The following is a 19766-nucleotide window of genomic DNA, read 5'->3' as shown; positions in this document are numbered from 1 at the left end:
GCGGCCTTTGGGCCGGCCATGCTGTTTTGGGTTTGGGTGAATATCCGTTTCTTCGGGTGTTGCGGCTGGCGGTTCCGCTCTTACAGCGGGTCACTTTGGCAAACGCCGGAATGCCGGCCCAGCCCAAAGTAACCAAAGGGCTTGGCCCCTGCGTTCGGCGCCTCGCTGTGGCTCGGCGTTCCTTCGTTCTGGGATTCATCCGGGGGCATCGCCTACGGTTTGCTTCGCTGCACCTCCTCTCGATGCATGCGGCTGCGCCGCACGGTCGCTGCGCTCCCACCCCCGGATAAATCCCTCCACTCAGCCTTCCGATGGGGCCGGCACGTCAAAAGCGGTACTCGAGCTAACGCTCATCGTGTTGAGTGGTGAAGGGCGTGCGGTCGGCTTTTGGTTTTTGTTGGGTTTGCTCACCTCGGCCCCTTCTCGAGGGAGTGGAGGACAACACAGGAGCTTTTCAAAAGCTGAATTCACCTCGGTCTTTCACGTCGGCGTACCTCCCCCAAACACCTCGGTCAATTCCCTCTCCCTCCGGGAGAGGGCTAGGGTGAGGGGGCTTTTGAGGTTGTTTAAATCTCAACAACTACACCGGATCCTTCCCACAAGGTTTTCAGGTTGTCCGTCGGAAGCACGCTCTCTAGTCTTTGGCTGTCGCTGCCAATTCAGCGAACAGGCGTGGAAACCTGATTTCAAGTAGTTGCAAAGCATCTCCCCGTAATCGTTGCCGATGTCTTCTTTCGTCTGCAAACTGCGTCGCGGCGGCTGTGCGCAGGCAGACTTCGGTCTGGCCGGTTGCCTACTTATCGGTTTTCCACCCTGCGTACAGCTGCCACCTTTTGTCGTGTGGAAACGACAAGGGATGGCTCCATAGCCAAGTAGGAGCTTTTCATGGACAAACTGATACCCGACCCACCCCTCGAATCCCCCACCCCACTCGAAGAGGCCATGCGTGCCGAAGACCTCGCCCGTAACCGCGAAGCCATCAAACGCGCCCTCGACTACTACCTCTGCCCCAACCCCACCAAGCCGCGCCCGAGCACGATGTACATGGTCACTCCTAACGTCGACACCGAAAGCCTGCTGGCCAATGCCTGCGAATCCCTGGCGTCGGCCAGTACCATCGCCAGCAATTTCGCCAATGAGCTTTCGGGCCCGCAGCGCAGTACGGCGCTGGGAATCCAGCAGATCATCATGCTGGCGGAGCTGGCGGTGAACAGGGCGCTGGATCGGGTTGATCCGCAAACGTGATCCGCTAGTCGAAGAGTCCCCAAAAGGGACCAGTCGTACCCTTTTGGGGGCTCTTTAAAGTCCACGCGCGCAGGTATACTGCGCGCTTTCGCGGCTCGTCCACCGGGCCGGACTTTTTTGCTTCGCGGAGCTTTCATGACTTCCCCAATCGACAACGCTGTGAGCGATGTCCCGGCAGAGCTGGCCGAGGCCGGCGAATCCAAGCCGACCATTCCTGCGTTCAAGTTTCCGTTCAAGCCAGGTGAGCTGGCGGCGGCCAAAGTGGCCAAGCAGCCGCAGTTCAAGGGCAAGGACGGTGATCGTCACGCCAAGATTCCGGGTGTGGCGCCGTCGGGTACTCGCCGTTCGATGGGCAAGCGCTGATTCAATCCCGCCTCGGCCGTCGCTGTGATTTTTCGGTCACAGTGATGGCTAATTGCTCAGTTCCTGAGCCAGATCAACGTTTAACCAGTTAGTGCGCTTAGAGTCAGCAGCCCTGCCGACTCTTTCCAATAAAACGAGCGCGCTTTCCATGAAGATCAATCTCCCGGTGACCGGGCGCAACGTCGATGTTGCGCCGGATGCGAACATTCTCTCGACCACCGATCTGACCAGCGCGATCACCTACGCCAACGACGACTTCATCAGGATCAGCGGTTACAGCCGCGACGAGCTGCTGGGTGCGCCACACAATTTGCTGCGTCATCCGGACATGCCCGCGCAGGCGTTTGCCCATATGTGGCAGACGCTCAAGGGTGGGCGGTCGTGGATGGGGCTGGTCAAGAATCGTTGCAAGAACGGTGATCACTACTGGGTCAGTGCCTATGTCACGCCGGTCACGCAGAACGGTGCGGCGGTGGAGTATCAGTCGGTGCGCACGCGGCCGGATGCGCGGCAGATTGCGGCAGCGGAGCGGGCGTATGCGCAGTTGCGCGAGGGGCGGGTGGCGCGGTGGCCGCGGCTGCCGAGCCTGAGTTTGCGGGCGAAGATCATGGCGTTGACCAGTTCGGTGCTGGCGCTGGTGCTGGGGATGGAAGCCTGGCTGCGGCCGGAGTCCATGGGCATCGAAGCCGCTGCGCTGGTGGCCGGCAGTGGCGCGTGTGCGCTGGGCGTGGGTTGGTTATTGCGGCCGCTGGAGCATTTGACCGAGCGTGCCCGGCTGATTGCCGATAACCCGTTGAGCCAGGGCATTTATACCGGGCGGCGGGATCAGTTCGGGCAGATCGAGTTTGCCTTGCAGATGCTGGAAGCGCAGGTCGGCGCGGTGGTGGGGCGGATCGGTGATGCATCGCAGCGGCTGGCCGGGCATGCGGCGCAATTGGTGGATCATCTGCACAGCAGTCACACCAGCACGTTGGCGCAGCAGGCGGAAACCGATCAGGTGGCGGCGGCGATTCATCAGATGGCGGCCAGTGTGGCCGAGGTCGCCAGCCATGCGCAGCAGGCGTCGGTGGCGGCGGACATGGCGGGTACGGAAACCCGTGAAGGTCATCTGCTGGTGGGCGAGAGTCGCAGTGCGGTGTTGCGGCTGGCAGAGGAGTTGGGCCGGGCGACCGAGGTGATTCATCAGCTCGAAGGCCACAGCAGCGAGATTTCCGGGGTGCTGGAGGTGATTCGCAGCATCGCCGAGCAAACCAATCTGCTGGCGCTCAACGCGGCGATCGAAGCGGCGCGGGCCGGGGATGCCGGGCGCGGGTTTGCGGTGGTGGCCGATGAGGTGCGTGGTCTGGCTCAGCGTACTCAGCAGTCGACCAACGAGATTCAACGGATGATCAGCACCCTGCAAAACGGCGCGCGGGATGCGGTGCTGGTGATGCAGCAGAGCAGCGAGCATGTGGATAACAGCGTCGAACAGGCCCAGCGTGCGGCCCGGGCCTTGGACGGGATCAGCGGGCGGGTCGAGCAGATCACCGAGATGAGTCTGCAGATTGCGGCGGCGGTCGAAGAGCAGAGCGCGGTGAGCGAGGACATCAACCGCAACATCGTCAGTATTCGCACGGCCTGTGAACTGACGGTGGATGAAGGGCGGCAGAGCCAGCTCAACTCACAGGATGTGGCGGGGCTGGCGGGGGATTTGCGTTCGCTGGCGCGGGAGTTCTGGGGGCGGCGGCAGGGCGCTTAGGCCGCTCGCAACGAAATGAACGCGTAGGTCTGCGGCGGCTCGGACACCACCTGTGCCCCGGCCGCCCGCACTTGCCCGGCGATGTCGTCGCCGGAGACATGGAACAGCCATTCGCTGGAAACTTCGCTCAATGGCTGCGCCGCGACCTGATCGATCACCGAGGCAAACGCGCCCATGTCCGGCAGGTACGCGGTGAACCCATCGCCCTTAAGCGCCGTGGTGCGGATGCCGAGCAAACCGCAGATCGCATCCTTGATCCGGATGTCGTCGCGATCGGCCTGACGCGAGCGCTGGATCAGCGTCACCAGTTCCTGATCGACCAGTTCACCACCGACGATCAGTTGCGGCCCTTGCTCCCAGGATTCCGGCGGGCAGTCCTTGGCCGCAGGGTTCAGCGGGATGTGCGGATTGATTTCGGCGGGATAGATGCGACACACCAGCGGCCGACTCTCGTAGATGCGGCACAGCTTGTCTTCGTCAAGATTCCGGCAGGGGCCGACGTTGTAGGCGGCGAAAGTGATCGCCACATGGGCGTCGGACATTCCGCTGCGCACCACCGCCGAACGGCGTTGTGCATGCTCGCGCTGCTGTTCCGGCAGGCCCAGGCCGTTGGCGAGAAACGCCTCCACCAGCACGATCACTTGACCGCCGTCAGCCGCCCACATACGGGCCTCGGCCAAGGTCAGGGGCACATGGTGATCGGTGCAGCATTTGCCGCAACCTACGCAGGAAAAGGTCGTATTCATTGAGCGGGCAATCTTCAATCAGGGTGTGAATCGGCGACATAAAGCCGCCGTACAGGCCCGAAGTGAAGCAAGTTGTGCGCCATTCGCTCAGGGTTTGGCGGTGGGGCGGATCGAGTCCCATTCGGTGACGAACGCGGTTTTCGACTTTTTGTTGTAGAGACACAGCTCGGTGCCTTGCTGGCCCTTCATGTGTTTTTGCGGGTACTGGCCTTGCAGCAACAGCGCGGTGTAGCCGACGCGGTCATCGAATTGCGCGGCGTTGCCGACCGGTTTGGCGTTTTTCAGGCCGCTGGCCTTGGTGCAGCTGGTGAGCACGGCTTTGTCGTAGGCCGCCCAGGCGTCGGGGCTGGAGGCGTGGGCCAACGGGGCGATGAGGCAAAGTACGGAGAGGGCGAGGCGTTTCATGGTTCGGGCATCCTTGGAAGTTGATCGCCAAGGTTGGAGTATGCCGCAGGATTTTAGTTTGTCAGTCCGGCACCAATTCCCGGCGAACCACATACATTCCAGACATTTCGTACAAGCGCTGCGCTCGCTGATTGCTCTCCAGCACCTTCAGATCGACAAACCCTTCGCGTCGATCCCGAAACGCCTTGAACGCATGAAGCAGCAACGCCCGACCCAATCCCCGACCTTGCCCCCGAGGATGCACTACCAGATTTTTGATGTAGGAACTGGTCCAGCACTGCGCCAGGCCAATGACGCCTTCGGCATCGCTGGCGATGAAACACAGTGCCGGATCGTATTCCGGATCGTTTTCGAACTGCTGTTGCCAGACGCCCAGCGCCGGCACCCGACCACCGCCTTCGCGGTAGCCGATCTGCATCAGTTCATGCACGGCGGATGCGCGTTCGGCGCTGTAGGTCGTGAGTTCGATGCCGTTCGGCCATTCGATGGTCGGTACGTCCTGGCTCAGGTCGCGCCGCATCAGAAAACAGAACGTCTTGCTCAAGACTCAATGACCCTGAGCTGCGACGTGTTTGGCCGCTTCGATCAGGCAGTGGGTCAGCTCGGGCGAGGAGAACTTGGTCAGCACGCCGTTGGCTCCGGCGAGGCGGGCCTTTTCGCTGTTCATCGCGCTGTCCAGCGAGGTGTGCAGCAGCACGTAGAGGTGGGCGAAGTCCGGGGTTTCGCGCAGGGTACGGGTGAAGGCGTAACCGTCCATCTCGGACATTTCGATGTCGGATACGATCAGGTTGATCTGCTGCGCCGTACCTTGCAGGTCCAGCAGGCAGTCGATGGCTTCCTTGGCGCTGCGCGCAGTGTGGCATTGCAGGCCGAGGTTGCGCAGGGTGTGCACCGATTGCTGCAACGCCACCTGACTGTCGTCGACCACCAGGATCCGCGCGTTGCCCAGCACTTCGGCGTCTTCCATGCTCAGCTCGGTCGGGGCCATTTCGATCTGCGCCGGGGCGATGCCGTGGATGACTTTTTCAATGTCCAGCACCTGCACCAGCGTGCCGTCCACCGAGGTCACGCCGGTGATGTAGGCGCGCGAACCGCCGGAACCGAACGGCGGCGGTTTGATGTCGGTGGTCAGGCAATGCACGATCTTGCTCACCGCCTGCACATGCAAGCCCTGTTTCGAACGGCTGACGTCGGTGACGATCAGGCAGCCGCCGTTCGGGTCTTCCAGCGGCCGCTCGCCGATGGCCCGGCTCAGATCGATCACCGACAGCGAAGCACCGCGCAGGGTGGCGATGCCTTTGACGTGCGGGTGCGACTCCGGCAGCTTGGTCAGCGGCGGACAGGGGATGATTTCACTGACCTTCAGCAGGTTGATCGCCATCAGCTTGCCGCTGCGCAAGGTAAACAGCAGAAGCGAAAGTGAATCTGCGCGGGCTTTGTTGGAAGACATAAAAACCTTCTGTGGAGAAAGGTGGGTGGGCGAGGGTGGAAGTCGCCAGAAACTATTGATGCCGGGTTATCGGCGTCAAAAGGTTGGGCTTTAGGTTAGTTGTCGGGTGGCTTTGAGATCCAGAGCCCCTCACCCCAGCCCTCTCCCGGAGGGAGAGGGGGCCGACCGAGGTGTCTGGCGTTGTACATCGACCTGAATGACCGAGTCGATCTGGATTCAGTAAAGATCGTTCACGTCGGCGGATTTCTGCAATATCCCCCAATCATTCCCCTCTCCCTCAGGGAGAGGGCTAGGGTGAGGGTGTGCTTTTAGCCTTTCATCCCCAACCGCTTCGCCATCCGCCCCAGATTCGCCCGGTCCAGCCCCAGCTCCCGCGCCGCACTGGCCCAGTTGTCCCGATTGCGCTCAAGCGCTGCACTGATCAACTGCCGCTGATACTGCTCGGTGGCGGTGCGCAGATCCCCGCTGATCAATGGCAGGGTGGTGGCTGCTTCGGACGGCGCCGGTGAGTTATCCACAACCTCGCGCGGCAGATCGAGATCCAGCGCACTGAGGCTGAGAATCTTCGGCCGCACCTTGCAGTTGCCCAGCGCTTTCAGTGCGCTGCGTCCGATCAGGTGTTCCAGTTCCCGCACGTTACCCGGCCAGCTGTAGGCCAGCAGCGCCTCCTGGGCGTCGCTGTTCAGACGCAGGCTGTTGAGGCCCATGCGCGAGCGGTTCTGTTCCAGGAAATAACCGCTGAGCAGCAACACATCGCGCCCCCGGTCACGCAGCGCCGGCACCCGCAACGGGTAGACGCTGAGGCGATGGTAGAAGTCGGCGCGGTAGCGGCCGCTGCGCACTTCTTCGGCCAGGTCGCGGTTGGTCGCGGCGATCAGGCGCACGTCGACCTGATGTTCCTTGTCCGAACCCAGGCGCTGCAACTGGCCGCTCTGCAACACCCGCAACAGCTTGGCCTGGACGGTCAGCGACAACTCGCCGACTTCATCGAGAAACAGCGTGCCGCCATTGGCCAGTTCGAACTTGCCGCGCCGGTCGCTGGTGGCGCCAGTGAAGGCGCCGCGCACGTGGCCGAACAGTTCGCTTTCCACCAGCGTGTCCGGCAGGGCCGCGCAGTTGAGGCTGATGATCGGCTTGTCGGCGCGCTTGGAGGCAGCGTGGATCGCCTGGGCCACCAGTTCCTTGCCGACTCCGGTTTCGCCAGTGATCAACACGGTCAGGTCGCTGCCGCCGACCAGATTGATTTCTTCCACCAGCCGTTTATGCGCCTTGCTCTGGCCGATCATTTCGCGGTTCTGCTGGCCGCTGGCCTGGCGATAGACCTCGGCGCGCTGGTGTTCGTCTTCGGCGCGGATCGCCAGACGTTCGATGCGTTCGGCGGCATTCACAGTGGCCGAGGCGAGGCTGGCGAAGGCTTGCAGAGCATCAAGTTCGATCGGTTCGAAACGCTCCGGATCGAGGGCGTCGAGGGTGATCAGGCCCCAGAGTTTTTCATCGACGAACAACGGGCAACCGAGGCAATCGTGAACTTCGAGGTGATCGTCGAGGCCGTCGACCAGTCCGTCATACGGATCGGGCAGATCGCTGTCGGCGGCGAAACGGGTCGGCCCTTCGCCGGCCAACAGCACTTCAAAGCGCGGGTGTTCGCTGACCTTGAAGCGCCGGCCGAGGGTATCGGTGCTCAAACCGTCCACGGCCAGCGGCACCAGCCATTCACCGTCGAGGCGCAGCAGTGCGGCGGCATCGCAGGGCAGCAGGGCGCGCATGGCTTCGAGCAGGCGCCGGTAGCGCTCACCCTCGGGCAGTTCGCGGGACAGGTCGGAAACCAGTGGGAGCAGGGCGGTGAGCAATGATTTGGCGGACATAGGCTTGTAGTCAAAGAGACACGTTGTAGTCGAAGCGACTATAGAGCGGCCTGTGTCGATCTGACTACATAATTTTCAAGCTATTGATTTGTATGGAAAAAATAGTTGGCATGAATACTGGAATGGGTAGGGCACTTTTAGAGAAAGCTCAGGAGTCACCCTTATGCTTAGCGTCCAGGATCGAGCCATCATCAAGTCCACCGTGCCTCTGCTGGAAAGCGGCGGTGAAGCGCTGATCACCCACTTCTACCGGATGATGCTCTCCGAGTACCCGGAAGTCCGCCCGCTGTTCAACCAGGCTCACCAGGCCAGCGGCGATCAGCCCCGCGCCCTGGCCAACGGCGTGCTGATGTACGCCCGTCACATCGATCAACTCGACCAGTTGGGCGATCTGGTGACCAAGATCATCAACAAGCACGTGGCGTTGCAGATTCTGCCGGAGCACTACCCGATCGTCGGCAGCTGCCTGCTGCGCGCCATCTCCGAAGTGCTCGGCGAAGAAATCGCCACGCCAGAAGTGATGAGCGCCTGGGGCGCGGCCTACGGGCAGTTGGCCGATATCCTGATCGGCGCCGAAACCGCCATCTATGACCAAAAGGAACAGGCCGTCGGTGGCTGGCGCGGGGCGCGGGAGTTCATTGTCGCGGCCAAGGTCGAGGAGAGTGCGGAAATCATTTCGTTTTACTTTGAACCGGCGGACAAAGGCCCGATCCTCGCAGCCGAACCTGGCCAGTACATCGGCATGAAGCTGATCCTCGACGGCGAAGAAATCCGCCGCAACTACTCGCTGTCTGCCCTGGCCAACAAAGGCCAGTACCGCATCAGCGTCAAACGCGAACCGGGCGGCCGTGCCTCCAATTACCTGCATGATCAACTGCATGTCGGTTCCAGCATTCAGCTGTTCCCGCCATCGGGTGAGTTCACCCTGACTGCCAGCGACAAACCGCTGGTGCTAATCAGCGGCGGCGTCGGTATCACGCCGACGCTGGCGATGCTGGAAGCGGCACTGGAAACCGAACGCCCGGTGTACTTTATCCACAGTGCGCGCAACGGCAGCGTGCATGCGTTCCGTGACTGGATCGACGGACTGGCCGCGCGTCATCCGCAGCTCAAGCGTTTCTATTGCTACGCCGAAGATGACGGCGTGAGCCCGGCGGCGGACAAGGTCGGGTTGTTGAGTGAAGAGCAACTGGGCGAGTGGCTGCCGGCGGAGCGTGATGTGGACGCTTACTTCCTTGGGCCGAAAGGCTTCATGGGGGCGATCAAGCGTCACCTGAAGGCGCTGGGTGTGCCGGAGAAGCAGAGCCGGTATGAGTTCTTCGGGCCGGCTGCTGCTCTGGAGTAATCCGGAACCGAGTCGCCTTCATTCGCGAGCAAGCCCGCTCCCACAGGATTTGAGTTCGACACGGTCCTTGTGGGAGCTGGCTTGCCAGCGATTGGCCGTTACACGGCCCTGATTCTTAAATTCTGTTTAAAGGTTAATCGTTTCTTAACCGGTTTATCGTTTATTCCCCGATGCTGATGATAGGCGCTCGTTCGTTTACATGATCAGGATCGTCCCCATGTCGCACTTCGCCTCTTCCCGTCGTTTCAGCCTGGCCACTTTGGGCCTGTCGGTTGCCTTGCTGTCCAGTCCGTTCGCCTTCGCCGAATCCGCCTTGATCGAACCCCAGACCCTGATCGTCGATCAGAGCCTGCCCAAGGCGCAGCGAGATGCGATGGAGCTGGCGGCGCGGCGTTATGGCAGTTTCTGGAACACGGGCGAAGAGGCGTTGGCCACCGCCGCCCTGTCGCCGCAGTTCGTCGACAAGACCCCGCCGGAAGGTCGGGTGCAAGGGCCGACCGGGCCGTTGCTGGCGTCGAAGTTCTTTCGCACGGCGGTGCCGGACTTGAGTTGCGAGATCGAGCAAATGATCGTCGCCGGGGATCGCGTGGTGGTGCACCTGCACTTTCGCGGGCATTTCACCGGCACGTTCAAGGCTCTCAATGGGCAGGGCCAGCGTGTAGACTTCCGGGCAACCGATATCTATCAGATCGACAACGGTCGCATCGCGGCCAATTGGCATATCGAAGACAACATCAGCCTGATGGCGCAACTGCAAGCGCAGCCGCCAGCCAGCTGAACCATGGACATGAAAGGGAAACGCGATGAGCGAGGAAACGATTCGATTGGGACGTGAACGGCGCTATCTGGTGTTGCTGGGCATCATCTGCCTGGCGCTGATCGGTGGCGCGCTGTACATGCAGATCGTGCTGGGCGAGGCGCCGTGCCCGCTGTGCATCCTGCAGCGTTATGCGTTGCTGCTGATCGCGTTGTTCGCGTTCATCGGCGCGGCCATGCGCACCCGGCGCAGCATCACCGTGTTCGAGGTGCTGGTGGTGATTTGTGCCATCGCCGGGGCCGGCGTCGCCGGGCATCACGTGTACACCCAGTTCTATCCGGCGGTGAGCTGCGGCATCGATGTGTTGCAGCCGATCGTCGATGACCTGCCGCTGGCGAAGATCTTCCCGCTGGGCTTCCAGGTTGACGGTTTCTGCTCGACGCCGTACCCGCCGATCCTCGGCCTGTCGCTGGCGCAATGGGCGCTGGTGGCCTTTGTGCTGGTGGTGATTCTGGTGCCGCTGCTGACCTCGCGTAACCGAAAAGCATTGCGCTGAATCAACTTTTCGACGCCTGCGCCGATAATACAAACGCCTCGATTTGCGGTGACGCAAATCGAGGCGTTTGGCATTTCAGGGTCTTGGTGAAAACACCGTGACGAACGGCAAGGAAGGGTGCGACAGGTGTGCGACATGTTGTCACACGCGCCCAGTCGCAGCGCGGTTCACAGGCCCGGATTGGAGTGCTGTTACAAAAAAGGATTGGTCTGTTTCAGCGTTTTTTGGTTTTTGCACGGGAGTGCCGGATCAGGCAGTTTTAACAGACTCTGACAGATGGCCAAAAGCCTTGGCATATCGGGCTTTGCGCGGATCGCGCCGTGGGAAAAAGCTCTCGGAGCTGTCTGAACTGAGGCCGATAGGCCTACATTTTTTGATGTTTTTGTTGAGAATCGATTTCGATAACATGGGGCACTTTTGCAAAAACGATGATGGATTGTTGCTCTGAGCGATAAAAATTATTTCGGGATAAGACATGGTGTATAGGGCGCTACCTATCTACAATCGCCCGCACTGAATTCCCGGCACTGTTCAGCCTTTATTAAGGAGGCGAGCAGGAAGTCGGGTGTCGGGCAGCCGAGAGGCTTGCGAGACACCCAGGTGTCGGTGCCTTTCCAACTTTCCGCACCAAATGGAATTGGTCTGTAACAAGGCCTTTGACCACGAATTCGAATAAGAACTGACCGCTGTCCCAGGTTTTGTCGAGCGTCTGACGCGCGACGGGCGGCCCTTATTCAATCCAAAGAAAATGCCAACCCTTGGCAGGGTGAAGTGTTGGCGATCAAAACCCAACTGCATTGCGCAAGCTGCTTTAGAGGTCGTGAGATGAGTAAAAACAGGTACCCCAGATTACTAGGCCTAGTGCCGCTGCTCGGCACGTTGTTGCTGGGAGGCTGCAACATGACCTTGCTCAATCCAACGGGCCAGGTCGGCCTGGAACAGCGCAACCTGATCATCACCGCCACGCTGCTGATGCTGTTGGTCGTTGTGCCGGTCATCGTCATGACCTTCCTGTTCGCCTGGAAGTACCGCGCCTCCAACAAGAACGCCGTCTACACCCCGAAATGGTCGCACTCGACCAAGATCGAAGTGGCAGTCTGGACCATCCCGGTCCTGATCATCATTGCCCTGGGTTACATCACCTACAAGTCGACCCACTCGCTGGATCCGTATCGTCCGATCGAATCCGACGTCAAGCCGGTGACCATCGAAGTGGTCGCGCTGGACTGGAAGTGGCTGTTCATCTACCCGGAACAGGGCATCGCCACGGTCAACAAGATCGTGTTCCCGGCGCACACCCCGGTTAACTTCCGGATCACTTCGGACGCGGTGATGAACTCGTTCTTCATCCCGGGCCTGGGCGGCCAGATCTACGCGATGGCGGGCATGACCACCAAGCTGCACCTGATCGCTGACCGCAACGCTGAAATGGACGGTATCTCCGCCAACTACAGCGGCGCTGGTTTCACCGGTATGAAATTCAAAGCGATCGCAACTTCTCAGGAAGATTTCGACGCCTGGGTAAGTGAAGTCAAAAAGGCACCTAAACAGCTTGAAGCCGCTGAATACGCAGCCCTTGCCAAGCCAAGCCAGAACAATCCAGTCGAGCTCTACTCCTCGGTCACGCCGAACCTGTTCCAGACCATCGTCGACAAGTACGAAGGCATGAAACCAGGCAAGCCGCTGAAGCACGAGAAGAAAGAGAAAGAAGTGGCGGCAACGGATATGGACTCGAATTCGCATTCAGCTGCCGGGGCAGAGGAGTAAACGATGTTTGGTAAATTAAGTTGGGAAGCGATCCCTTTCCACGAGCCGATCGTGATGGTCACCATCTCGATGATCGCGCTCGGTGGTCTGGCGTTGTTCGCTGCAATCACCTACTTCAAGAAGTGGACTTACCTGTGGACCGAGTGGCTGACGTCGGTCGACCACAAGAAAATCGGCGTGATGTACATCATCGTCGCCATGGTCATGCTGCTGCGCGGTTTTGCCGACGCCATCATGATGCGGACCCAGCTGGCCATGGCCACCGAGGGTTCGCCTGGCTACCTGCCACCTGAACACTATGACCAGATCTTCACCGCTCACGGTGTGATCATGATCATCTTCATGGCGATGCCATTCTTCACCGGCCTGATGAACCTTGCAGTGCCGCTGCAGATCGGCGCGCGTGACGTTGCGTTCCCGTTCCTGAACTCCCTGAGCTTCTGGCTGCTGGTGTCCGGCGTCGTGCTGATCAACCTGTCCCTGGGCGTCGGCGAATTCGCCAAGACCGGCTGGGTTGCCTATCCACCGCTGTCGGGTCTGCAATACAGCCCTGGCGTGGGGATGGACTACTACATCTGGGCGCTACAGCTATCGGGTCTGGGTACAACGTTAACCGGGGTTAACTTCCTCGCGACCGTGCTGAAAATGCGTACCCCTGGCATGAAGCTGATGGACATGCCGATCTTCACCTGGACCTGCACCTGGGCAAACGTTCTGATCGTGGCTTCGTTCCCGATCCTGACCGCTACCCTGGCACTGCTGACCCTTGACCGTTACATGGATTTCCACATTTTCACCAATGAACTTGGTGGCAATCCAATGATGTACGTCAACCTGTTCTGGGCATGGGGCCACCCTGAGGTTTACATCCTGATCCTGCCGGCGTTCGGCATTTTCTCGGAAGTCATCTCGGCCTTCACCGGCAAGAAACTGTTCGGCCACCACTCGATGATCTACGCCTCGGGCGCGATCTCGGTACTGGGCTTCATGGTTTGGCTGCACCACTTCTTCACCATGGGTTCGGGTGCCAGCGTCAACGCCTTCTTCGGTCTGGCGACGATGCTGATTTCCATCCCGACGGGTGTGAAGCTGTTCAACTGGCTGTTCACCATCTACCAGGGCCGTCTGCGCTTCACCAGCCAGGTTCTGTGGACCCTGGGCTTCATGGTGACCTTCGCCATCGGCGGCATGACCGGCGTACTGCTGGCCATCCCGGGTGCTGACTTCGTTCTGCACAACAGCCTGTTCGTGATCGCGCACTTCCACAACGTGATCATCGGCGGCGCGGTATTCGGCTACATCGCAGGTTTCGGCTTCTACTTCCCGAAAGCGTTCGGCTTCAAGCTGCACGAAGGCTGGGGTAAAGCAGCGTTCTGGTTCTGGATCTCGGGCTTCTTCGTCGCGTTCATGCCGCTCTACGCTCTGGGCTTCATGGGCATGACCCGTCGTCTGAACGCCACCACCAACCCTGAGTGGGTACCGTACCTGTACGTTGCCATGTTCGGTGCGGTGATGATTGCTGTGGGTATCGCCTGCCAGCTGATCCAGCTGTACGTGTCGGTGCGTGACCGCAAGAAACCGGAAAACATGTGCGAACACGGTGACCCGTGGAATGCCCATACCCTGGAATGGTCGACCTCGTCGCCACCTCCGTTCTACAACTTCGCTGTGCTGCCAAAAGCAGACTGCATCGATCCGTTCACCGAGGCCAAGGAAAACGGTACCGCGTACAAGGCTCCGGCCAAGTACGAACCGATCCACATGCCGAACAACACCGCCACTGGCGTGGTGATGGGCGCACTGCTGACCGTGTTCGGTTTCGCGATGATCTGGCACATCTGGTGGTTGGCGATCGCCAGCCTGGCCGGCACTGTCATCTACTTCGTGATCCACGCAGCACGTGACGATCAGGGCTATATGGTGCCGGTCGACGTGATCGAGCGCATCGAAGCCGAGCAGCACAAGCGTCTGGTAGCGGCCGGGAAGATCCCTGCTTCCGCAACCCGTGTTGAAACCAAGTTGGAACAGGCTTAAACAATGTCGAACTTAGTGACCAATGCTGGACACGCCCATGGTCATGACCATGGGCACGATGACCATCACCACGACTCGGGCGAGATGACCGTATACGGTTTCTGGCTCTACCTGATGACCGACTGCATTCTGTTTGCGTCGATCTTCGCGGTGTACGCGGTACTGGTAAACAACGTCGCCGGTGGCCCGTCGGGCCACGACATCTTCGAACTGCCATACGTGCTGGGCGAAACCGCTCTGCTGTTGTTCAGTTCGATCACCTACGGCTTCGCCATGCTGGCGTTGTACAAGGGTAAAAAGCAGCAGGTTCTGGGCTGGTTGTTCATGACCTTCCTGCTCGGCGCAGGCTTCATCGCCATGGAGATCAACGAGTTCCACCTGCTGATCTCCGAGGGCTTCGGTCCTAGCCGTTCGGGCTTCCTGTCGGCGTTCTTCACGCTGGTCGGTACCCACGGTCTGCACGTGTCCGCCGGTCTGATCTGGATGGGCATCATGATGTACCAGGTCAACAAGCACGGCCTGACGGCGACCAACAAGACCCGTCTTAGCTGCCTGAGCCTGTTCTGGCACTTCCTGGACGTGGTGTGGATCTGCGTATTCACCGTTGTTTACCTGATGGGGACCCTGTAATGGCTAATGCACACTCCCATGACAGCCATGATGCTGGCCACGGCAGCGTAAAGTCGTACGCCATCGGCTTCATCCTGTCGGTAATCCTGACCGTCATCCCGTTCGGCCTGGTGATGTTCCCGACCCTGCCGAAGTCGACGACGCTGGCAATCGTCCTGCTGTTCGCCGTGATCCAGGTGATCGTTCACCTGTATTACTTCCTGCACCTGGACCGTTCCATCGCTCAACGTAACAACGTGATTGCGTTCGTCTTTACGGCCATCGTGATCGTGCTGCTGGTCGGTCTGTCGCTGTGGATCATGTTCAGCATCCACACCTACATGATGGCGAAGTGAGGTAAACCCGATGTCGCTCAAGCACTTTATCCAAATCACCAAACCGGGGATCATTTTCGGTAACGTGCTTTCTGTGGCAGGCGGGTTCTTCCTGGCCTCGAAAGGGCATGTCGATCTGGCCGTGTTTCTGGCAGCCATGATCGGCACTTCCCTGGTCGTGGCCTCCGGTTGCGTGTTCAACAACTGCATCGACCGCGACATCGACCTGAAGATGGAGCGCACCAAGAACCGGGTGCTGGTCCAGGGCTTGATCTCCCTGAAACTGGCCCTGGTCTATGCGACCGTCCTGGGTGTCGCCGGCGTTGCGTTGCTGTACAAGGTGGCCAACCCGTTGGCTGCCCTGTTCGCCGTGATCGGCTTCATCATCTACGTCGGCTTCTACAGCCTGTACCTCAAGCGCAAGTCAGTTCACGGCACGCTGGTGGGCAGTCTGTCGGGTGCGATGCCGCCGGTGATCGGTTATGTGGCCGTGACCAACAGCTTCGACATGGCCGCGCTGACCCTGCTGGTGATGTTCAGCCTGTGGCAGATGCCGCATTCCTACGCCATCGCGATCTTCCGCTTCAACGATTACCTGGCCGCATCGATTCCGGTGCTGCCAGTGAAGCGCGGGATCCAGGTGGCCAAGAAGCACATCCTGTTCTACATCCTGGCCTTCCTCGTGGCGACCTTGATGCTGACCTTCAGCGGTTACGCCGGCATGAGCTACCTCGCCGTCGCCGCGGCCATGGGCATGTACTGGCTGTACATGGCCTGGACCGGCTACAAGGCGGTGGATGACACGGTCTGGGCACGCAAGCTGTTCGTGTTCTCGATCTTCACCATCACCGCGTTGAGCGTCATGATGTCCCTGGACTTCAAGGTGCCGACCGAGCTGCTGCTGACGTACGCGCCGTAAGGTTCGAACGTTGTACGAGAAACCCCGTTCATCGAGAGATGAGCGGGGTTTTTTGTTGCTCGGATGATCGAGAAACGACGTCCTTTGTCGTGAACAGCCTCGCTACCAAAGGGGTGCGGTAATCAGCCATTCCCTCGAAACGACTAGCTAGAAATCGACAGGTTGCGATCAACAGGCAAAAGCCCTAGATTCGGATCCAACTTCATGCATCGATCAAGAGGCTGGGCGAAATGACTGAGAGGATGACCTGCGACGAGCGATTCATTGCCCTGGCAAAAGAGCTGAACTACGACATCAATGGCGAGAACACGGTGGGTGGCAATTACGCGCCGTTGATCCGTCATCGCGATGAGATCTACATCAGCGGCATGGTGCCGCGCACCGAGGGCAGGATTCAGTATCCAGGGCGAGTGGGGCAGGAGTTGACGCTCAAGGATGCGCAGGCCGCGGCGAGCATCAGTGCGATGCGCTGTCTGGCCTTTATCGTCGATGCAGTCGGTTCGCTGGACAAGGTCAGGTCGTTGTTGCGGGTCACGGTGTACGTGAAGTCCACGCCGGATTTCGTTGACCTCAGCGAAGTCGCCAATGGCGCGTCGGATGTGTTCAGTTATGTGTTGGGCGATGTCGGGCGACACACCCGCACCACCGTCGGCGTCTATCAGTTGCCGAAAAACGCAGCCATCGAAGTCGATATGATCGCCGCAGTGCATCCTTCGGCGTAATCGCTGAAAGCCGCATAACAAAAAGCCCCGCCTGAATTTCAGTGCGGAGCTTTTTTGTCAGCGCCCGGTATTACTGGGCGGCGATGCTGTAGCCATCAAACGCGGTCTGCTGCTGCAGAGCGGTGATGATGTTCTTGCGGTTGATCGCGTGTTCGGTGCCGGCGTTGTCGACGAAGGTTTCGCCTTCGATTTCCGCCTCATCGCCTTCGCCGACGAAGGTGAAGCCGAGGAATTCCAGCGCCTCGCGATCCACGCTCAGGCGCGAACGCGGTGTGCGCATTGGCAGGGTCACGCTGATGCCGTCCTTGCTGATGCTGAACACTTCGACGTCTTTCTTGGCGCGTGCAGCCTTGCTCTTACCGCCGCTCGGGTTGCTGATCGCCTGATGGGTCTGGTTCAGAACCTTGAGGGCCAGGCCATAGACGATTTCCTGGAACGCCGGATCGTCCTTGAAGCTGGACAGGATGCGGCTGATCGGGAATTTGCTGCTCAGATCTTCGAGGGCGGCGATGTCGGCGGCTTCGGCGTCCTTCAGGCGCTTGAGTTCGCCCATCAGCTCATAGGCCTGGTCGTCATCGAAGCGGTCGTGGGCCTGACGGATCGCGGCGCGCAGTTCGCGGATCTGATCGCTTTCGCGGCTCGACTGGAACGCGTCCAGCACCATCTCGCTGATGATCTTCGCCTGTGGGATGTGTTGTGAAAGATTGATGGAGTTTTCGTATTCCGCTTTGGACGACAGAGTGACTACGGATTCAGCGGTGTTGAAATCGGACATTGAAATTTCACTACTTTTTTAACTTGAGATGAGACGAGAAAGCGCTGGGGGCTTTTTCAGGCCGACTAATTTAGGGGAGCGCGGCAGCGTTGTCACGGAGCAAGGGGCCGGCGGTGCCGATTATTTATCCGGATGATTTGTGTTGAGCGACCTGGCACCGCGAGCGCTGTGCCTTATTCATTGGCGACGGCATTCCTCGGCAACCGCCGGGACGCCAGAGCACGCAGTGTCCAGTAGAGCTTCAACGAGCGGGTGCCGATCAGGCCGCCCAGAAACCCCGAAATAATCGACTTGATCAACAGCAGGTCCGGGGACGCGGAACGCTCCGGATGCACGTCATGCTGGTAATTGAAGTAGTAGTTCGCAGAAAAGAACATCAGGTACATGATCAGGATTTTTACTGTGCCCGGCATGATCAGCCCTGTTGCGGAGTCGTCGAGCACCACGCCCCGGCGGGAGAACACCAGCCAGGCCGACAGGCTGCCCAGCAACAGCGCCGCGAACCAGGTGCTGAAAAACAGGCCCGGGTTGATCGTCAGGTTCAGTGAGTACAGCGACCATGCCAAAAACGCCGGGGGCGTAATCAGCATCGAGGCACGGCTCTCGCGTCGGGGAGAAAACGACTTGATGCCGAAATAAACCACCAGCAGAAAAATCAGGTAAACCCGTAGCGGAGTGTTTTGCAGAATCGTGAGCATTGCGCAGCATCCATGCTGGAAAAGGAGGAGGGTGGAGCATAGTCGGGGTCACAGTAACCGTCGGCTATTTCAGTCGCAAACGCTCCATCGCGATCACCGAGGTTTCAAACCCCAGGCTGGCAAAAAACGCTTCCGCACCTTCGCGGCCGGCACGCAGAACCCAGGTAATGTCGGTGTTGTCGCCCATCACATGTTCGACCAGCGCCCGCCCGATTCCCGCGCGCCGGTGTTGCCCGTCGACCACGACCATCGACAGGTAACCGTTGGACAAACCATCGGTGATGCCACGGGCGAAACCGACAACCTGCTGGCCGCTCAATGCAACGGCAGTGCGTTGGGAGTTCTGGATGAGTTGTGCGAAATGTTCGGCGGTGCCGGTGCGATGACCCCAGCCGTGCCGCCCCAGAAACTGCCTTGCGGCCTCGACTTCCGTCGGCAGGAGGTCGCGTATTGCAATGTCTTTGTTCATTTGTTCATTTGTTCATCCCGTCCCTGGTGTATTTCCAACAGTAGTCGCGTTGCTTACGGTCTGCCCCACATCTGCATGGCGAACTCGACGAAGCGACGCAGTTTCGGCAGCCGATAGCGATCCGGCGCGTAAAGCAGATGCATCGGGCGGTTCGGCGGCTGGTAGTCCGGCATCACGACGACCAGTCGGCCGTCGCGCAGATCCTGTTCCACCAGTGCATCCGGCAGCATCACGATGCCCATGCCGGTGCGCGCGGCCTGATGCAGGCCGGCGGAGCTGTTGATCAGCATCGGGCCTTTTACGTCGACCATGATGTCCCCGTCCGGGCCGCTGAGGCGCCACTGCTTTTCCACCGATTGCCAGTCATCGCCGGCGGGGTAGGCGAAGGACAGACAGTCGTGCTGACGCAGTTCTTCAGGCGTGAGCGGCATGCCGCGTCGGGCAACGTATTCCGGGGAGGCGCAGACGGTCAGGGTGTAGTCGATCAGCGGGCGGGCGATCAGGTTGGACTGGTCGAAGTGGCCCAGTCGGAAGGCCACGTCGAGACCGCTTTCCAACAGATCCGGGCGACGGTTGGTCAGGATCACGTCGAGTTTGACCTGCGGACATTGCAGGGAAAACTCGCTGAGCGCCGGGGCCAGGCGTTCGACGCCAAAGGTCAGCGGCGCGGTCACCCGCAGGATGCCGCGCGGTTCATCCAGCGTCTGTTCGGCGAGGCGTTCGGAGTCGGCAACAAGGCCTAACACTTCCAGGCAGCGCTGGTAGTAAACGCTGCCGAATTCAGTCAGTCGCTGGCGGCGGGTGGTGCGTTGCAGCAATTGCACACCGAGCCGTTGCTCCAGTGCCCGCAGGTGATTGCCCACCATGGTCGTGGACATTTCGCACTGCAGCGCGGCCGCCGTCATGCTGCCGGACTCCACAACCTTGACGTACACGCTCATCGACTGGAACAGATCCATTATCAAGTC

Annotated in this window: 21 protein-coding genes and 1 pseudogene; 13 read left to right on the top strand and 9 right to left on the bottom strand. The window is 59.9% G+C overall.

Going from position 1 to position 19766, the window contains the following annotated elements; translation table 11 throughout:
- Positions 1-885: 885 nt before the first annotated feature.
- From PDR5_RS23670 to PDR5_RS23660, 4 genes and pseudogenes are all read left to right on the top strand, one after another.
- The gene (locus PDR5_RS23670; protein WP_011335854.1) at positions 886-1245 is read left to right on the top strand and encodes a DUF6124 family protein; all 360 of its coding nucleotides are present in this window, start codon (positions 886-888) and stop codon (positions 1243-1245) included.
- Positions 1246-1380: 135 nt separating this feature from the next.
- Complete coding sequence (locus PDR5_RS23665) at positions 1381-1608, top strand: hypothetical protein (RefSeq protein WP_064599284.1); 228 nt, start codon at positions 1381-1383, stop codon at positions 1606-1608.
- 148 nt (positions 1609-1756) lie between these two features.
- A pseudogene (locus PDR5_RS30595) lies at positions 1757-2038 on the top strand (PAS domain-containing protein); the annotation flags it as partial.
- Positions 2039-2281: 243 nt separating this feature from the next.
- Entirely contained in the window at positions 2282-3346 is a 1065-nt protein-coding gene (locus PDR5_RS23660; protein ID WP_371857950.1) for a methyl-accepting chemotaxis protein, read from the top strand.
- On the opposite strand, the gene PDR5_RS23655 is transcribed toward PDR5_RS23660, so the two are convergent.
- The 5 genes from PDR5_RS23655 to norR all read right to left on the bottom strand — a co-directional run bounded on the left by PDR5_RS23655 (position 3343) and on the right by norR (position 7812).
- Positions 3343-4092 (bottom strand): YkgJ family cysteine cluster protein, encoded by a 750-nt coding sequence (locus tag PDR5_RS23655; protein ID WP_064599280.1) that lies wholly within the window; start codon positions 4090-4092, stop codon positions 3343-3345. The two genes, PDR5_RS23660 and PDR5_RS23655, sit on opposite strands and share 4 nt — an antisense overlap.
- An 87-nt stretch (positions 4093-4179) precedes the next feature.
- Positions 4180-4497, bottom strand: a complete 318-nt coding sequence (locus tag PDR5_RS23650) for a hypothetical protein (protein WP_011335850.1) — start codon at positions 4495-4497, stop codon at positions 4180-4182.
- 61 nt (positions 4498-4558) lie between these two features.
- A complete protein-coding gene (locus PDR5_RS23645) occupies positions 4559-5017 on the bottom strand; it encodes a GNAT family N-acetyltransferase (protein ID WP_064599278.1) in 459 nt (152 codons plus the stop codon).
- A gap of 27 nt (positions 5018-5044) precedes the next feature.
- Entirely contained in the window at positions 5045-5947 is a 903-nt protein-coding gene (locus tag PDR5_RS23640) for a chemotaxis protein CheV (protein WP_011335848.1), read from the bottom strand.
- 308 nt (positions 5948-6255) lie between these two features.
- A complete protein-coding gene (norR, locus tag PDR5_RS23635; RefSeq protein ID WP_064599276.1) occupies positions 6256-7812 on the bottom strand; it encodes a nitric oxide reductase transcriptional regulator NorR in 1557 nt (518 codons plus the stop codon).
- Positions 7813-7975: 163 nt separating this feature from the next.
- On the opposite strand from norR, the gene hmpA reads away from it, so the two are divergent.
- From hmpA to PDR5_RS23590, 9 genes are all read left to right on the top strand, one after another.
- Positions 7976-9157, top strand: a complete 1182-nt coding sequence (gene hmpA / locus PDR5_RS23630; protein WP_064599275.1) for an NO-inducible flavohemoprotein — start codon at positions 7976-7978, stop codon at positions 9155-9157.
- A 217-nt stretch (positions 9158-9374) separates the two neighbouring features.
- Entirely contained in the window at positions 9375-9935 is a 561-nt protein-coding gene (locus tag PDR5_RS23625; RefSeq protein WP_064599273.1) for an ester cyclase, read from the top strand.
- A 25-nt stretch (positions 9936-9960) separates the two neighbouring features.
- Positions 9961-10470: a disulfide bond formation protein B gene (locus tag PDR5_RS23620; RefSeq protein WP_007956723.1), complete on the top strand. Its 510-nt coding sequence runs from the start codon at positions 9961-9963 to the stop codon at positions 10468-10470.
- A gap of 825 nt (positions 10471-11295) precedes the next feature.
- Entirely contained in the window at positions 11296-12237 is a 942-nt protein-coding gene (gene cyoA / locus PDR5_RS23615; protein ID WP_011335843.1) for a ubiquinol oxidase subunit II, read from the top strand.
- 3 nt (positions 12238-12240) lie between these two features.
- Positions 12241-14271 (top strand): cytochrome o ubiquinol oxidase subunit I, encoded by a 2031-nt coding sequence (gene cyoB, locus PDR5_RS23610; RefSeq protein WP_064383941.1) that lies wholly within the window; start codon positions 12241-12243, stop codon positions 14269-14271.
- 3 nt (positions 14272-14274) lie between these two features.
- Positions 14275-14901, top strand: a complete 627-nt coding sequence (locus tag PDR5_RS23605; RefSeq protein WP_007956720.1) for a cytochrome o ubiquinol oxidase subunit III — start codon at positions 14275-14277, stop codon at positions 14899-14901.
- Complete coding sequence (gene cyoD, locus PDR5_RS23600; protein WP_007956718.1) at positions 14901-15236, top strand: cytochrome o ubiquinol oxidase subunit IV; 336 nt, start codon at positions 14901-14903, stop codon at positions 15234-15236. Before PDR5_RS23605 ends, cyoD begins: the two co-directional genes overlap by 1 nt.
- A gap of 10 nt (positions 15237-15246) precedes the next feature.
- Positions 15247-16134 (top strand): heme o synthase, encoded by an 888-nt coding sequence (gene cyoE / locus PDR5_RS23595; protein WP_039765651.1) that lies wholly within the window; start codon positions 15247-15249, stop codon positions 16132-16134.
- A 230-nt stretch (positions 16135-16364) separates the two neighbouring features.
- Positions 16365-16856 carry a RidA family protein gene (locus tag PDR5_RS23590; protein ID WP_064599271.1) on the top strand — a complete coding sequence of 164 codons (492 nt, stop codon included), beginning with the start codon at positions 16365-16367 and terminating at the stop codon, positions 16854-16856.
- Positions 16857-16926: 70 nt separating this feature from the next.
- On the opposite strand, the gene PDR5_RS23585 is transcribed toward PDR5_RS23590, so the two are convergent.
- The 4 genes from PDR5_RS23585 to PDR5_RS23570 all read right to left on the bottom strand — a co-directional run bounded on the left by PDR5_RS23585 (position 16927) and on the right by PDR5_RS23570 (position 19757).
- Positions 16927-17631, bottom strand: a complete 705-nt coding sequence (locus PDR5_RS23585; protein ID WP_039765656.1) for a hypothetical protein — start codon at positions 17629-17631, stop codon at positions 16927-16929.
- Positions 17632-17804: 173 nt separating this feature from the next.
- Positions 17805-18329, bottom strand: coding sequence for a hypothetical protein (locus tag PDR5_RS23580; RefSeq protein WP_064599269.1), 525 nt, complete (start codon positions 18327-18329; stop codon positions 17805-17807).
- A 64-nt stretch (positions 18330-18393) separates the two neighbouring features.
- Positions 18394-18798: a GNAT family N-acetyltransferase gene (locus tag PDR5_RS23575; protein ID WP_064599267.1), complete on the bottom strand. Its 405-nt coding sequence runs from the start codon at positions 18796-18798 to the stop codon at positions 18394-18396.
- A gap of 53 nt (positions 18799-18851) precedes the next feature.
- A complete protein-coding gene (locus tag PDR5_RS23570) occupies positions 18852-19757 on the bottom strand; it encodes a LysR family transcriptional regulator (RefSeq protein ID WP_064599264.1) in 906 nt (301 codons plus the stop codon).
- Positions 19758-19766: the final 9 nt, after the last annotated feature.

This window comes from Pseudomonas sp. DR 5-09 (assembly GCF_001655595.1).
In the GTDB taxonomy this organism is placed as follows: Bacteria; Pseudomonadota; Gammaproteobacteria; order Pseudomonadales; family Pseudomonadaceae; genus Aquipseudomonas; species Aquipseudomonas pharyngis.
The sequence above is the reverse complement of the archived record's forward strand: the minus strand, read 5'-3'. Positions and strand labels throughout refer to the sequence as shown.